12 protein-coding genes and 1 tRNA gene are annotated in these 14,843 nt (G+C 34.9%); all 13 read left to right on the top strand.

The features are described 5' to 3' along the window. Window positions 1-22: 22 nt before the first annotated feature. Window positions 23-424 carry a methylmalonyl-CoA epimerase gene (mce, locus tag BMZ09_RS02015; protein ID WP_090837029.1) on the top strand — a complete coding sequence of 134 codons (402 nt, stop codon included), beginning with the start codon at window positions 23-25 and terminating at the stop codon, window positions 422-424. Between the two features lie 56 nt (window positions 425-480). Continuing rightward, window positions 481-557, top strand: a tRNA-Ile gene (locus BMZ09_RS02010). A 167-nt stretch (window positions 558-724) separates the two neighbouring features. Next, window positions 725-1,945 (top strand): aspartyl protease family protein, encoded by a 1,221-nt coding sequence (locus BMZ09_RS02005; protein WP_090837026.1) that lies wholly within the window; start codon window positions 725-727, stop codon window positions 1,943-1,945. 223 nt (window positions 1,946-2,168) lie between these two features. Beyond that, complete coding sequence (gene ilvD / locus BMZ09_RS02000; protein ID WP_090837023.1) at window positions 2,169-3,845, top strand: dihydroxy-acid dehydratase; 1,677 nt, start codon at window positions 2,169-2,171, stop codon at window positions 3,843-3,845. A gap of 111 nt (window positions 3,846-3,956) precedes the next feature. Next, window positions 3,957-5,690, top strand: coding sequence for a biosynthetic-type acetolactate synthase large subunit (gene ilvB, locus BMZ09_RS01995; protein ID WP_090837021.1), 1,734 nt, complete (start codon window positions 3,957-3,959; stop codon window positions 5,688-5,690). Between the two features lies 1 nt (window position 5,691). Beyond that, window positions 5,692-6,222 (top strand): acetolactate synthase small subunit, encoded by a 531-nt coding sequence (gene ilvN / locus BMZ09_RS01990; protein ID WP_090837020.1) that lies wholly within the window; start codon window positions 5,692-5,694, stop codon window positions 6,220-6,222. Window positions 6,223-6,234: 12 nt separating this feature from the next. Next, the gene (gene ilvC / locus BMZ09_RS01985; RefSeq protein ID WP_090837019.1) at window positions 6,235-7,737 is read left to right on the top strand and encodes a ketol-acid reductoisomerase; all 1,503 of its coding nucleotides are present in this window, start codon (window positions 6,235-6,237) and stop codon (window positions 7,735-7,737) included. An 84-nt stretch (window positions 7,738-7,821) separates the two neighbouring features. Next, complete coding sequence (gene ilvA / locus BMZ09_RS01980; protein ID WP_090837017.1) at window positions 7,822-9,090, top strand: threonine ammonia-lyase IlvA; 1,269 nt, start codon at window positions 7,822-7,824, stop codon at window positions 9,088-9,090. Between the two features lie 401 nt (window positions 9,091-9,491). After that, on the top strand, window positions 9,492-10,127 hold the full coding sequence (locus BMZ09_RS01975) for a GNAT family N-acetyltransferase (RefSeq protein WP_090837015.1): 636 nt from the start codon (window positions 9,492-9,494) through the stop codon (window positions 10,125-10,127). A gap of 28 nt (window positions 10,128-10,155) precedes the next feature. Continuing rightward, window positions 10,156-11,352 carry an argininosuccinate synthase gene (locus tag BMZ09_RS01970; protein WP_090837381.1) on the top strand — a complete coding sequence of 399 codons (1,197 nt, stop codon included), beginning with the start codon at window positions 10,156-10,158 and terminating at the stop codon, window positions 11,350-11,352. Window positions 11,353-11,474: 122 nt separating this feature from the next. Continuing rightward, window positions 11,475-12,458: an N-acetyl-gamma-glutamyl-phosphate reductase gene (argC, locus tag BMZ09_RS01965; protein WP_090837013.1), complete on the top strand. Its 984-nt coding sequence runs from the start codon at window positions 11,475-11,477 to the stop codon at window positions 12,456-12,458. A gap of 317 nt (window positions 12,459-12,775) precedes the next feature. Continuing rightward, the gene (gene proC, locus BMZ09_RS01960; protein ID WP_090837011.1) at window positions 12,776-13,576 is read left to right on the top strand and encodes a pyrroline-5-carboxylate reductase; all 801 of its coding nucleotides are present in this window, start codon (window positions 12,776-12,778) and stop codon (window positions 13,574-13,576) included. After that, window positions 13,573-14,703: an aspartate aminotransferase family protein gene (locus BMZ09_RS01955; protein WP_090837010.1), complete on the top strand. Its 1,131-nt coding sequence runs from the start codon at window positions 13,573-13,575 to the stop codon at window positions 14,701-14,703. Before proC ends, BMZ09_RS01955 begins: the two co-directional genes overlap by 4 nt. The last annotated feature ends 140 nt before the right edge of the window (window positions 14,704-14,843 follow it).

Genomic DNA, 14,843 nt, shown 5'->3' with positions numbered 1-14,843 from the left:
TGTACCTTAAATTATATAAAAAATGAAAAAAATAGAACATATAGGTATCGCAGTCAAAAATTTAGAGGAATCTAATGCCCTTTTTGCGAAGCTTTTTGGCAAACCTCATTATAAAATTGAATCTGTAGAGAGTGAAGGTGTAAACACTTCTTTTTTTAAAGTAGGTCCAAATAAGGTCGAATTGCTAGAAGCAACAACCCCTGAAAGTCCAATTGCGAAGTTTTTAGAGAAAAAAGGAGAGGGGATCCATCACATTGCTTTTGCTGTTACAGATATTAAAAAAGAAATTTTACGATTAAAATCAGAAGGTTTTGTTGTGCTAAATGAAACACCTAAAAAGGGCGCAGACAATAAGTTAGTCGCTTTTTTACATCCAAAATCATCAAACGGTGTACTGATAGAGTTGTGCCAAGAAGACAACTAATTAAAAAAAGGTTTGCAAGACTTTAAAATAAGTAGTAATATTGCAATCCGATTTCGGGTCCTATAACTCAGCTGGTTAGAGTATCTGACTCATAATCAGAAAGTCCCTGGTTCGAGCCCAGGTGGGACCACCATCAAAACCGATTCATTAATTTGAATCGGTTTTTTTGTTTTATATATGTTAAAGGGTTTCTTCTATCCATTTTTAATGTTTTTTTTTACATACCAAACAATTACTCTAATTGATTACAAGTCAGGTGATTTTATTAATATTCAATTAGATTTAAACACTAGTTAGCATATGTATCTTAAAAGTATCAAGTTCGTTTTTGTTTTATTTGTAGTGTTTCTATCTTCTTTTTTATGTACTTCTCAGAATATTAAAAAGCTACTAAAAAAAGGTAGTATTGAAGATAAAGTGTTTAAATCAACATTTAAATATGAGCCTTACGGTAATGCTATTTTTGTTAAGGTGTTAATTAAAGGTAAAACGTACCGTTTATTATTTGATACTGGAGCAGTTACTGCAGTTTCACCTAGAATGGTAGAGGAATTAAATTTAGAGATTGTAGGTAAAGAGGAGGTTTATGATTTAGGAAACACCTCTAAAAATTTAAATTTTGTTAAAATGGATACTATAAATTTAAATGGAATTAATTTTTTTGATACCGGAGCAGCTGTACTTGATATTGAAGCAGTAAAAGATTTTAAGTGCACAGGAATAGATGGCTTTTTAGGTGCTAACTTTATGCGGAATGCTGTTTGGGAAGTAGATATGGTAAAGCACGAGATTACATTTACAAATACTATTGACGCTATTAGTATTCCTGAGGATACGCCTCACGCTAAAATCTTTATTGGTTACGATGGGACCCCTGCAATAACAGCTTATTTAGGTAACGAAAAATTATATAGTACTATGATAGACTATGGTTATGGTGGTGGTATTTCTCTTTTTTCGTACGATTTTAAAAAACTAAGAGAAGAAAATGCTGATATTAAATATGTCAAATCTAATGGTGGAAGTACTGTAGCTGGAGTATACGGAGATATAAAAACGTCAACTACTTATAAAGCAATTGTTGATAGTTTTAAAACAGGTGATTTTAAGGTACCAAGTACCCTGATGTCTTTTGGGCAATTTGGATCAAGGACTATCGGTGCCGGATTTTTAAAAAATTACAGAGTGGTTTTAAGTTGGAAAGATCGTAAAGCATGGTTTATTGAAAATAAGATAGCAGATGACCAAATTATATTTAGTGGTCATGGTTACGGAATTAGACTTGAAAATGAATCCGTTTTTATCAGTTCAATTTCTGAAAATTCAGAAGCGGAAGAAAAAGGTCTTAAAATTAATGATAAAATTTTAAGTGTAAACGATGTAGATTTTGCAAAAGTGACGGATCAAAAATGGTGTGAGATTCTAAGTACTAATCGTCCTGACAAGGTTAAACTTGTCATCCAAAGGGATACAAAGCAATTAACTGTAACACTCGAAAAAAAGGTTTTATTAAGCAATTAATTCATTTTTTTTATTATCCTCAAGATCTATAAATACTTTTTTATAGAAATTGAATAAAATTAAACATCTTGGGTGTCATAATAAACACTGTTTAAAGTGTTGATTATCAATTAATTAATCTGTTATTTCGTAACCTGAATTTAGTCTGTATTTTAAAAACAGACTAGCTATAAAAGGTCAAACCTCTACTTTAGATTATTATTTAAATAGAAGTAGACCATAAATGGAATTAAACAAATACAGTAAAACAGTCACTCAAGATCCAACGCAGCCAGCTGCTCAAGCTATGTTGCACGCTATTGGATTAACTAAAGAAGATTTTTTTAAGCCAATCATTGGTATTGCAAGCACAGGTTACGAAGGTAATCCTTGTAATATGCATTTAAATGATTTAGCAAAATTGACAAAAGAAGGGACTAAAAACGAAGACATTATTGGTCTTATTTTTAATACTATCGGTGTTAGTGACGGTATTTCTATGGGGACACCAGGTATGCGCTACTCATTACCATCTCGAGATATTATTGCAGATTCTATGGAAACTGTAGTACAAGCAATGAGTTATGATGGTTTAATTACAGTTGTCGGTTGCGATAAGAATATGCCAGGTGCATTAATTGCAATGATTAGATTAAATCGCCCAAGTATTTTAGTATACGGTGGTACAATAGATTCTGGTTGTCATAACGGACAAAAACTAGATGTCGTCTCTGCTTTTGAAGCTTGGGGAAGTAAGGTTGCCGGAACTATGGAAGAGACGGAATACCAAAGCATTGTTGAAAAAGCGTGTCCTGGAGCAGGAGCTTGTGGTGGGATGTACACCGCAAACACAATGGCTTCGGCTATTGAAGCTTTAGGGATGACCTTGCCTTTTAACTCGTCTAACCCAGCATTAAGCGATGCTAAAAAAGCCGAATCTGTAAAAGCAGGAGAAGCGATGCGTGTGTTGTTAGAAAAAGACATCAAGCCATCAGATATTATTACTCGTAAATCTCTTGAAAACGCGGTTAGATTAGTTACTATTTTAGGAGGTTCTACAAATGCAGTGCTTCACTTTTTAGCAATTGCAAGAGCTGCAGATATTGATTTCACTTTAAAAGATTTTCAAAAAATAAGTGATACTACACCATTTTTAGCAGATTTAAAACCTAGCGGAAAATACTTAATGGAAGATGTACACGCTGTTGGCGGAATTCCTGCAGTATTAAAATACCTTTTAAAGAAAGGTTTAATTCATGGAGATTGTTTAACCGTTACAGGAAAAACAATTGCAGAAAACTTATTAGATGTTGCTGACTTAAAAGAAGGTCAAGACGTTATAAAACCAATCGAAAAACCTATTAAAATCTCTGGACATTTACGTATGCTTTATGGTAATCTAGCAACGGAAGGAAGTGTTGCTAAAATCACAGGAAAAGAAGGCCTAAGTTTTATTGGTAAAGCCAAAGTATTTGAAGGCGAATATGCTGCAAATGATGGAATAAGAGATGGGTTAGTAGAAAAAGGAGACGTTGTCGTCATAAGATACGAAGGTCCAAAAGGAGGTCCAGGAATGCCAGAAATGTTAAAACCAACTGCTGCAATTATGGGAGCAGGTTTGGGTAAAGATGTGGCATTAATTACAGATGGACGTTTTTCTGGAGGGACACATGGTTTTGTTGTTGGACATATTACGCCTGAAGCACAAGAAGGTGGAACTATCGCTTTTGTAAAAGATGGCGATATGATTACTATCGATGCAGAAACAAACAGTATTGTTTTGGAAGTTTCAGAAGAAGAATTACAAAAAAGAAGACAATCATGGAAAGCACCAGATTTAAAATTTAAAAGAGGGGTGTTGTATAAATATGCTAAAACCGTTTCGTCTGCATCAAAAGGATGTGTGACTGACGAGTTTTAGATAGAACACAATTGAAAACAAGATGTCACTCTGAGTAAGCCTGTGTTTAGCGCAGATTAAGTATCGAAGAGTCTCTGTATAGAAAAATATAATGATCCTAACAAGATTAATATGGATACAAAAACAATAAAAAAAGAAACAAACACAACGCAAACTACAGAGCGTATTTCTGGTAGTGAAGCAGTTATCAGATGTTTGTTAGCTGAAGGGGTTGATATCCTTTACGGTTATCCTGGAGGGGCAATCATGCCTGTTTATGATGAGCTTTATAAATACCAGGACAAAATTCATCATGTATTAACACGACATGAGCAAGGTGCAACACATTCAGCACAAGGTTATGCGCGTATTTCTGGTAAAGTTGGTGTTGCAATTGCAACGTCGGGACCAGGAGCTACAAACTTAATTACAGGTATCGCAGATGCACAAATAGATAGCACACCAATGGTCTGTATTACCGGTCAAGTAGCTTCGCATTTATTAGGTAGTGATGCGTTTCAGGAGACGGATATCGTGGGTATATCTACTCCAGTTACAAAATGGAATTGTCAGGTTACCAAAGCCTCTCAGATTCCAGAAGCAATGGCTAAAGCCTTTTATATTGCAAGAAGTGGACGTCCAGGACCTGTTTTGATAGATATTACAAAGGATGCTCAGTTTGAAGAGTTCGATTTTAAATACGAAAAATGTAAAGGGGTCAGAAGTTATATTCCTGTTCCAGAATTAAATATAGCTTCAGTTGAAGCTGCTGCTAAATTAATTAATGCAGCAAAAAAACCAATGATTGTTTGGGGGCAAGGCGTGTCTTTAGGTCAGGCTGAAGCCGAATTTAAAGCTGTAGTAGAAAAAGCAGGAATCCCTTCGGCTTGGACTATTTTAGGCGCAGGAGCAATTCCCACCGCTCATCCTTTAAACATTGGTATGGTTGGTATGCACGGTAATTATGCGCCAAATGTGTTAACTAACGACTGTGATGTGTTAATTGCAATCGGAATGCGATTTGACGATCGTGTAACCGGAAGTTTATCTACGTATGCTAAACAGGCAAAAGTGATTCATTTTGAAATTGATCCTGCCGAAATAGATAAAAATGTAAAAACAGAAGTAGCTGTTTTAGGTGATTCTAAAGAAAGTTTAGCTGCCTTATTACCGCTTTTAGAAGAAAAAACATATCCAGAATGGCATCAAAAATTCAAGGATTTATATGCTATTGAATATGAAAAAGTAATAAAACATGACTTATATCCTACAAAGGAAGGATTAACGATGGCAGAGGTGTTAAAAGAAATTAATAGTCAAACTAAAGGTGATGCAGCCATTGTGACAGACGTTGGTCAGCATCAAATGATTGCTTGTAGATATGCTAATTTCAACAAAACCAGAAGTAACATTACATCCGGAGGCTTAGGGACAATGGGCTTTGGCTTACCTGCTGCAATTGGAGCAAAAATGGCAGCTCCGGATCGTGAGGTAATTTCAATCTCAGGAGATGGTGGTTATCAAATGACCATTCAAGAATTAGGTACTATTTTTCAGCAAAAAGCAGGTGTTAAAATAGTGGTTTTAAATAATGAGTTTTTAGGTATGGTTAGACAGTGGCAACAACTGTTTTTTGATAAACGTTATGCCTCAACCGAAATGACAAATCCAGACTTTGTTGCTATTGCTAAAGGTTATTCTATACCAGCAGAGAAAGTAACAAAACGAGAAGATTTAAGGGACGCAGTTGCTAAAATGATAAGCACCGATGGGCCTTATTTTTTAGAAGTTTGTGTAGAAAAAGAAGGAAATGTATTCCCAATGATACCAACAGGAGCATCAGTTTCAGACGTAAGATTAGAGTAATATGAGCACAGAAAAACAATTATATACAGTATCTGTTTATACTGAAAACAATATAGGGTTGTTGAATAGGATTTCAGCAATATTCCAAAGAAGACATATTAATATAGAGAGCTTAAACACGTCTCCTTCAGAAATTGAGGGCGTGTCTAGATTTACTATAGTAGTAAATATGTCCGAAGATAATATCAAGAAAATTATTGGTCAGATAGAAAAGCAAGTCGAGGTTATTAAAGCCTATTATCATACAGAAGATGAGATTATTTACCAAGAGTCTTGCATCTTTAAAATGAGATCAGCTTTGTTATTTGACGAGCGTTCAATTCAGAATATAATCAAAGAAAGCAACGCAAGAATTGTAACGGTAAATCGCGATTTTTTTGTGATTGAAAAATCAGGACGTAAAGAAGAAATCGAATTACTACATAGAGAGTTAAGTGCTTTTGGAATCATGCAATTTACACGTTCAGGACGTATTGCAGTATCTAAAGAAGAAATGAAAATATCAACAATGCTAGAAGCATTCCAACATTAAAAAAACAAGACAATGTCAAATTACTTTAACACATTATCATTAAGAAATCAATTAGATCAATTAGGTAAATGTAGATTCATGGATGCTTCAGAGTTTGAAGATGGTGTAAATGCATTAAAAGGGAAAAAAATTGTAATTGTTGGTTGCGGCGCACAAGGTTTAAACCAAGGTTTAAACATGAGAGATTCTGGTTTAGATATTTCGTACACATTAAGACAGGTTGCAATTGATGAGCAACGCGAGTCTTTTAAAAACGCAAATTCTAACGGATTTACTGTTGGGACTTATGACGAGTTAATTCCTACTGCAGATTTAGTATTGAATTTAACACCAGATAAGCAACATACAAACGTAGTAAAAGCGATAATGCCTTTAATGAAAAAAGGCGCGACATTAAGTTATTCTCACGGATTTAATATTGTTGAAGAAGGGACTCAGGTAAGAGAGGATATTACTGTTATTATGGTCGCTCCAAAGTGTCCAGGAACAGAGGTTAGAGAAGAATATAAACGTGGTTTTGGTGTGCCAACATTAATTGCTGTGCATCCAGAAAACGATCCAGAAAATAAAGGTTGGGCTCAGGCAAAAGCTTATGCTGCTGCTACTGGAGGGCATCGTGCAGGTGTGTTAGAATCGTCTTTTGTTGCTGAGGTAAAAAGTGATTTAATGGGAGAGCAAACTATCTTATGTGGTTTACTTCAAACAGGTGCTATTTTATCATTCGATAAAATGGTTGCAGAAGGTATTGAACCTGGTTATGCTGGAAAATTAATCCAGTTTGGTTGGGAAACAATTACTGAAGCGTTAAAACATGGTGGAATTACAAACATGATGGACCGTTTGTCTAATCCAGCAAAAGTAAAAGCATACCAATTATCTGAAGAATTAAAAGATATCATGCGTCCTTTGTTTGAAAAGCATATGGATGATATTATCTCTGGTCATTTCTCAGAAACAATGATGGAAGATTGGGCAAATGATGATGTAAATCTTTTAAAATGGAGAGCTGCAACAGGCGAAACTGCTTTTGAGAAAACAGCATTAACACCAGATCACATTTCTGAGCAAGAGTATTTTGATCACGGTACGTTATTAGTAGCATTTGTAAAGTCTGGTGTAGAATTAGCTTACGAAACTATGGTAAGTGCTGGGATTATTGAAGATTCTGCGTATTACGAGTCGCTTCATGAGTTGCCATTAATAGCGAATACAATTGCTAGAAAAAAATTATTTGAAATGAACAGAGTCATTTCGGATACTGCAGAATACGGATGTTATTTATTTGACCATGCTTGTAAACCGCTATTAACTGATTTTATGAAAACGGTTAAAACAGATATAATTGGTAAATCATTTTCTGCAACAACGGGAGTTGATAACATCGAATTAATAGCAGTAAACGATGCGATTAGAAATCATCCAATCGAAGCAGTTGGAAAACGATTAAGAGCTGCGATGACAGCAATGAAGATTATAAAATCAGACGTTAAGACAGCAGCTTCAGTTTTAGTATAATAGCTAATTAGCTTGTCACACTGAGCGGAGTCGAAGCGTCTCATTTATAACACAAAAATATTTCCACTGTCGTGGGAAATAAACATGGAAGAAACCAAAACAACATACAGGCCTACTATAGAAGCTGTTGAGGCTGCTGCCGAAAAATTAAGAGGAGTTGCAACTGTAACTCCTTTAATTTCAAACATGCGATATTCAAAGCAATTTGAAGCAAACATCATGTTTAAACGGGAAGACTTACAGCAAGTACGTTCCTATAAAATTAGAGGTGCTTACAATAAAATGTCATCTTTAACTGAAGCTGAAGCTGAAAAAGGAATTGTATGTGCAAGTGCTGGAAACCATGCACAAGGAGTGGCCTTATCTTGTAAATTGTTAAAAATAAAAGGCACCATTTTTATGCCTTCTCCAACACCAAATCAAAAGGTGGAACAGGTTAAAATGTTTGGAGAAGATTATATAGAGGTGGTTTTAGTAGGCGATACGTTTGATGATGCTTATCATGCAGCAATGGAAGATTGCGAGCGTTTAATCAAAGCGTTTATCCATCCATTTAATGATAAAAAAGTTATTGAAGGTCAAGCAACAGTTGGTTTAGAGATTATAGATCAAACGGAGTTTCACCCAATAGATTACGTTTTTGTACCTATTGGAGGTGGAGGTTTGTCTTCAGGATTATCCTCTGTTTTTAAGTTGTTATCACCACAGACAAAAATTATAGGTGTAGAGCCAAAAGGCGCACCTTCGATGTTAACGTCAATAAGAAATAACAAAAACACCGAGTTAGAAGAGATTGATAGTTTTGTAGATGGTGCTGCGGTTAAGCGTGTTGGTGATTTAAATTTCGCTATTTGTAAAGAGACATTACATCGTGTGGTTACTGTAGATGAAGGTAAGATTTGTCAAACCATTTTAGATTTATACAATAAAGAAGCGATTGTGGCAGAGCCTGCAGGGGTTTTAAGTTTATCTGCTTTAGAGTATTTTAAAGAAGAAATTAAAGGTAAAAATGTAGTTTGTGTTATAAGCGGAAGTAATAATGATATCACGCGTACGGCAGAAATTAAAGAACGTGCGCTATTACATGCCGATTTAAAGCACTATTTTATTGTTAAGTTTCCACAGCGTTCAGGAGCATTAAGAGATTTTGTTGTTGATATTTTAGGTGATACAGATGATATTACTCATTTTGAATATACTAAAAAAGCAAACCGCGAAAATGATGTTGCTGTGGTTGGAATTGAGTTGAAATCTCCAAACGATTTAGAGCCATTAATTACTAAAATGAAGCGTCATAATTTTTATGGAGATTATCTAAATGATAAGCCTGATTTATTTCAGTTTTTAGTGTGATTTTGATAATTATGACCTTAAATACTTTCAAATTCGTAAAAATTCATCAAAAATGACACAAAATCAACTTTTGTATCAAATTAAATTATACGTTTGTACCATGTTTACAACACTAAATAAAAACGAAAGACCCACAAGTTTGCTATTACGCAGACGACGTCGCTAATACGCATACTTCAAGCTTTTAGTTAATAGTTTTTATTTTTTTTCAGACAGTGAACAATTCAACACAAATATTTCCTTTTTTAAATACAGTTATTAGAAATAATAACAGGATAACCCTACGTCCAATTTTCCGTCGTCGCCCTTAGGGTGTACTTCTATTTATAGAACTAAGGTGAGTCCGGTTCTGCTTTCAAAAACAAAAATTATCACATTTTTTAATTTAAAATTCAATTACAATGGAAATTGTTATTGCTGATAAATCGCATAGTATTTACGCAGATATTATTTGTAACACTATTGCTGATGCTGCTCAAGTTAGAGGAACTGGTATTGCAAAACGCAAGCCTGAATACATCATTACCAAAATGGAAAATGGTAATGCTGTTATTGCTTTAGAGGGCGATAAATTTGCAGGCTTTTGTTATATCGAACAATGGGGTCATGGCAAATTTGTAGCCAATTCTGGATTAATTGTACATCCAGATTTTAGAAACATTGGCTTAGCTAAACAGATCAAACAGAAAATATTCGAGCATTCTAGAACCAAGTTTCCGGAGGCTAAAGTATTTAGTATTACTACAGGTTTAGCAGTTATGAAAATGAATAGTGATTTAGGTTATAAACCTGTGACGTTTTCAGAATTAACAGACGATCAATCCTTTTGGAATGGCTGTCAGACCTGCAAAAACTTTGATGTTTTAACAAGAACAGAGCAAAAAATGTGCTTATGTACAGGTATGTTGTATGATCCTTCTAAAAAGGAAGCAGCAAAACCAGCAGCAAATAATCATGATAAAAAAGTATGGACCAGATTGAAAAACATTAAGCAATCCATGTTCCTTAAAAAAGAAAAGAATGAAAAAAACGAATAAATCCGATGATGTTTTCCCTTCGGGAAAGATGTCACAAAGTGACAGAAAGGGAAAATTAGTAATAGCATATAGTGGTGGATTAGATACATCCTATTGCGCAGTAAGTTTAAGTAAAGCAGGTTACGATGTGCATGCAGTAAGTGTAAATACGGGTGGCTTTTCTGATGAAGAAATTCAAACCATTGAAGCTAATGCGTATAAAATGGGTGTGTCAACTTATAAAAACATTGACGCAATTGCCTCGTATTATGATAAAGTGATTAAGTATTTAATCTTCGGAAATGTTTTGAAGAATAACACCTATCCTTTATCTGTAAGTGCAGAGCGTATTATTCAGGCAATCGAAATTATCGAATATGCAAAAAGTATTGATGCCGAATATATCGCACACGGAAGCACAGGAGCAGGAAACGATCAAGTGCGTTTTGATATGATTTTTCAAACGTTAGCGCCACATATTAAAATTATCACGCCCATTAGAGATGGAAGTTTAAGCAGACAACAAGAAATTGATTACTTAAAAGAAAACGGTATCGAAGCATCTTGGGAAAAGGCAAAATATTCTGTTAATAAAGGACTTTGGGGAACCAGTGTTGGTGGAGAAGAAACATTAACATCAGAAAAACCATTACCAGAAAGTGCTTATCCTTCGCAATTAAAACGTACTGAGGATGAAAAAGTGACATTAACCTTTTTAAAAGGAGAATTGGTTGCTGTTAATGGAGTTGAAAATGCATCAGACGTAAATATTGAAGTGTTAAACAATCTGGCGTCTGCGTATGCAATTGGTAGAGATATTCACGTTGGAGATACAATAGTTGGTATTAAAGGACGTGTTGGTTTTGAAGCTGCTGCTGCTTTGGTGATAATAAAAGCACACCATTTATTAGAAAAGCATACACTAACAAAATGGCAATTACAGCACAAAGATTATATGTCAAATTTCTACGGAATGCATTTGCATGAAGGTCAGTATTTAGATCCTGTAATGCGTGACATGGAAGCCTTTTTGCAAAGCAGCCAAGACAAAGTGTCGGGAGATGTTTTTGTGACCTTAAAACCATACTATTTTACTGTAGACGGAATCAGCTCTAAACATGATTTAATGAATGCAAAGTTTGGAAGTTATGGCGAAGAAAATAAAGGTTGGACTGCTGAAGAAGCAAAAGGGTTTATCAAAATTGTAGGAAACCAAAATAAGATTTATCAACAAGTAAATTCTTGATTTTAGTCATGCTGAACGTGTTTCAGTATCTCAAAAATGATAATTAAAGCAAATTATTATTCTGTGTCACACTGAGCGCAGTCGAAGTGTTAAACGAAGAATGGTAAAGTAAAAGAATCAAAATGAAAAAATTAGAAATAGGAATCATTGGAGGAGCAGGTTATACAGCTGGAGAACTTATTAGATTGTTGTTAAATCATCCAAAAGCTAACATCAATTTTATTTACAGTACCTCTAATGCTGGAAATAAGATATATAAAGTACACCAAGATTTAATTGGTAGTACAGATTTGGAATTTTCAAGTAAAATTAACCCAAAAGTAGACGTGTTGTTTTTGTGTTTAGGTCACGGAAATTCTAAAGCATTTTTAGAGAACAATTCATTTTCTGCTGAAACTAAAATTATTGATTTAAGTAATGATTTTAGATTAACTAAAGACGCCATTTTTGAAGGAAAAACGTTTGTTTATGGTTTGCCTGAATTAAATAAAGAAGCGATAAAAAAAGCGAATTACATTGCAAATCCAGGGTGTTTTGCATCTGCTATTCAGTTAGCATTGTTGCCTTTAGCTAAAGCTGAAGTTTTGCAAAATGATGTACACGTTAATGCAGTTACAGGAGCAACAGGAGCAGGAACATCATTATCTGCAACTACTCATTTTACGTGGCGAGATAATAACTTTTCGCATTATAAAGCTTTTACGCATCAGCATTTAGGAGAGATTAATCAATCGGTGAAACTATTGCAATCTAACTTTAAGTCAGACATCAACTTTATGCCAAATCGCGGTGATTTTTCTAGAGGAATTTTCGCAACCATGTACACTAATTTTAAAGGAAGCTTGGAAGACGCAAAAGCATTGTATAGCGAATTTTATAAAGATGCTGCATTTACTGTGGTTTCGGATGATGAGATTCATTTAAAACAAGTAGTAAATACCAATAAGTGTATTCTTCATTTGCATAAACATGAAGACAAATTATTGGTGACAAGCATTATTGATAATTTACTAAAAGGCGCTTCGGGACAAGCTGTTCAAAACATGAACTTAATGTTTGGTTTTGATGAAACAGAAGGTTTAAAACTAAAAGCAACTTATTTTTAAAAGTACTGCTGCTGCGTTAGCGGTTGAAGTGGCATCCTTTTTTGACGTCAGTTCGAGTGAATTTGTGAAGCATGAGCAAATTTGTATCGAGAACAAGGCAAAAAAGATATAACGGAAAACGCGACCCTTGTGGTAACGCCCAAATAATAAAAAGATGTCACCTTGAGCGCAGTCGAAAGGTCTTAGTAAAAAGAAAGTTTAATTAAAAAGATAATAGTTAGTGCGAGCTTTACGAGTGAACGAAGTAAACCTGAAGCAATCTGTTTAAAGAGATTACTTCAGTCATTCTTTCTTCGTAATGACAAAAAAACGAACAAATGAAAATAGCAATTATAGGAACAGGAAACTTAGGAAAGTCCATCGCAAAAGGATTGATAACCAACAATGCCATTACTAGTTTGTATTTAACCAAACGGAATTTGGAAGACATTCAAGAATTTGATGGTTATAAAAATGTGCATTTAACAACGGATAATACCGAAGCTGTAAGGCAATCTGATATCATCATTTTTGCAGTGCAACCAGCGCATTTTGAGCAAATATTGAATTACATTAAGCCGGAGTTAACAGAGAAGCACGTCTTGATTTCGACCATTACTGGTTTTTTAATTCCTAAGATTGAAGCGCAAGTTGGTGCCGATAAATTTATCATTCGTGCGATGCCAAACACAGCAATTGCAGTTGGTAAATCCATGACGTGTTTGTGTAGTAATGTGCAAGGAGCGAAACGTATTAAAATCGCTGAGGCTATTTTTAACCGTTTAGGACATTCGTTGAGTATTCCGGAGAGTCAAATGCAAGCAGCCACTGTGGTTTGCGCAAGTGGTGTTGCGTTTTGGATGCGTTTAATTAGAGCGACAACACAAGCTGCTATTCAGTTAGGGTTTGATGCTAAAGAAGCGCAAGAATTAGCGATGTATACCAGTGAAGGTGCTGCGAGCTTATTGATTACCAACGGGAATCATCCGGAAGAGGAAATAGATCGTGTAACGACTCCAAAAGGGTGTACGATTGAAGGTTTGAATGAGATGGAGCACAAAGGATTGAGTTCCTCTTTAATACAAGGTATGATTGCCTCGTTTAACAAGATTAGTAACATTAAAGAAGAGCAGATATGAGTTTATTTAACGTCTATCCATTATTCGATATCACACCAGTAAAAGCTGTAGATGTCTTTGTTTACGATGAAAATAACACCAAATATTTAGATTTATATGGTGGACATGCTGTGATTTCTATTGGGCATTCGCATCCAAAATATGTGGCTGCCATTTCTGATCAAGTAGCCAAATTAGGGTTTTATAGCAACTCGATTCAGAACCCGTTACAAGTACAATTAGCCGACAAGTTAGAGCAATTGTCAGGTTGTACAGACTATGAATTGTTTTTGTGTAATTCTGGAGCAGAAGCCAATGAAAATGCTTTAAAACTGGCGTCATTCCATAACGGAAAGAAAAAAGTAGTTGCTTTTAAAAATGGCTTTCATGGTCGTACATCAGCAGCAGTTGCGGCAACAGATAATACGAAGATTATTGCGCCAATTAACGCACAACAAGAGGTTGAGATTCTAGAATTAGGAGACTTAGAAGCTGTAGAAAAAGCACTAGCTAAAAACGATGTTTGTGCAGTAATTATTGAGTGTATTCAGGGTGTTGGAGGTTTAGACGAAAGTACTGCAGCGTTTTACGAAGGTGTCGATGTATTATGTAAAAAATACAATACCTGTTTTATTGCAGATGAGGTGCAATCTGGTTTTGGAAGAACTGGCGATTTCTTCGCGTTTCAGAAATATAATGTGACTCCAGATATTATTTCGATTGCCAAAGGTATGGGAAATGGGTTTCCGATTGGTGGGATTTTAATTCATCCAAATATTAAAGCTTCCTTTGGTTTGTTAGGAACCACTTTTGGTGGAAACCACTTGGCATGTGTTGCATCTTCTACTGTTTTGGAAGTAATTGAAGAAGAGCATTTAATGCAAAATGCTAAAGACATCTCAGCTTATTTTATTGAAAAAGCAAAAGGAATTTCGGCAGTTAAAAACATAAAAGGACGTGGTTTAATGTTAGGATTGGAATTTGATTTTCCGATTTCTGAACTACGTAAAAAGCTAATTTTTGAACATAAAATATTTACAGGAAGTGCGAAGAATCCTAATTTATTACGAATTCTTCCGCCTTTAACCATCAAAAAAGAACATGTTGATTTGCTTTTTGAGGCTTTAAAAAGTGAGTTGCAGGGGTAGCCTGAGCAACGTCATTCTGAACTAGTTTCAGAATCGCATAACAGTGAGAAGCTGAAATAAATTCAGCTTGACGAGGGTTGTGGATACATAAAAATAAGTGTTTGTAATAGCATTTATATTGAGTATTAAATGCTTAGAAA

This window comes from Olleya namhaensis (genome assembly GCF_900114005.1).
Classification (GTDB): Bacteria; Bacteroidota; Bacteroidia; order Flavobacteriales; family Flavobacteriaceae; genus Olleya; species Olleya namhaensis.
The sequence above is the reverse complement of the archived record's forward strand: the minus strand, read 5'-3'. Positions and strand labels throughout refer to the sequence as shown.

Coding starts and splice junctions, on each gene's coding strand:
- ilvB (WP_090837021.1), top strand. CDS start 3,957: ATGGATACAAAAACAATAAAAAAAGAAACAAACACAACGCAAACTACA.
- proC (WP_090837011.1), top strand. CDS start 12,776: ATGAAAATAGCAATTATAGGAACAGGAAACTTAGGAAAGTCCATCGCA.
- BMZ09_RS01975 (WP_090837015.1), top strand. CDS start 9,492: ATGGAAATTGTTATTGCTGATAAATCGCATAGTATTTACGCAGATATT.
- BMZ09_RS01970 (WP_090837381.1), top strand. CDS start 10,156: ATGTCACAAAGTGACAGAAAGGGAAAATTAGTAATAGCATATAGTGGT.
- BMZ09_RS01955 (WP_090837010.1), top strand. CDS start 13,573: ATGAGTTTATTTAACGTCTATCCATTATTCGATATCACACCAGTAAAA.
- ilvN (WP_090837020.1), top strand. CDS start 5,692: ATGAGCACAGAAAAACAATTATATACAGTATCTGTTTATACTGAAAAC.
- argC (WP_090837013.1), top strand. CDS start 11,475: ATGAAAAAATTAGAAATAGGAATCATTGGAGGAGCAGGTTATACAGCT.
- ilvA (WP_090837017.1), top strand. CDS start 7,822: ATGGAAGAAACCAAAACAACATACAGGCCTACTATAGAAGCTGTTGAG.
- BMZ09_RS02005 (WP_090837026.1), top strand. CDS start 725: ATGTATCTTAAAAGTATCAAGTTCGTTTTTGTTTTATTTGTAGTGTTT.
- mce (WP_090837029.1), top strand. CDS start 23: ATGAAAAAAATAGAACATATAGGTATCGCAGTCAAAAATTTAGAGGAA.
- ilvD (WP_090837023.1), top strand. CDS start 2,169: ATGGAATTAAACAAATACAGTAAAACAGTCACTCAAGATCCAACGCAG.
- ilvC (WP_090837019.1), top strand. CDS start 6,235: ATGTCAAATTACTTTAACACATTATCATTAAGAAATCAATTAGATCAA.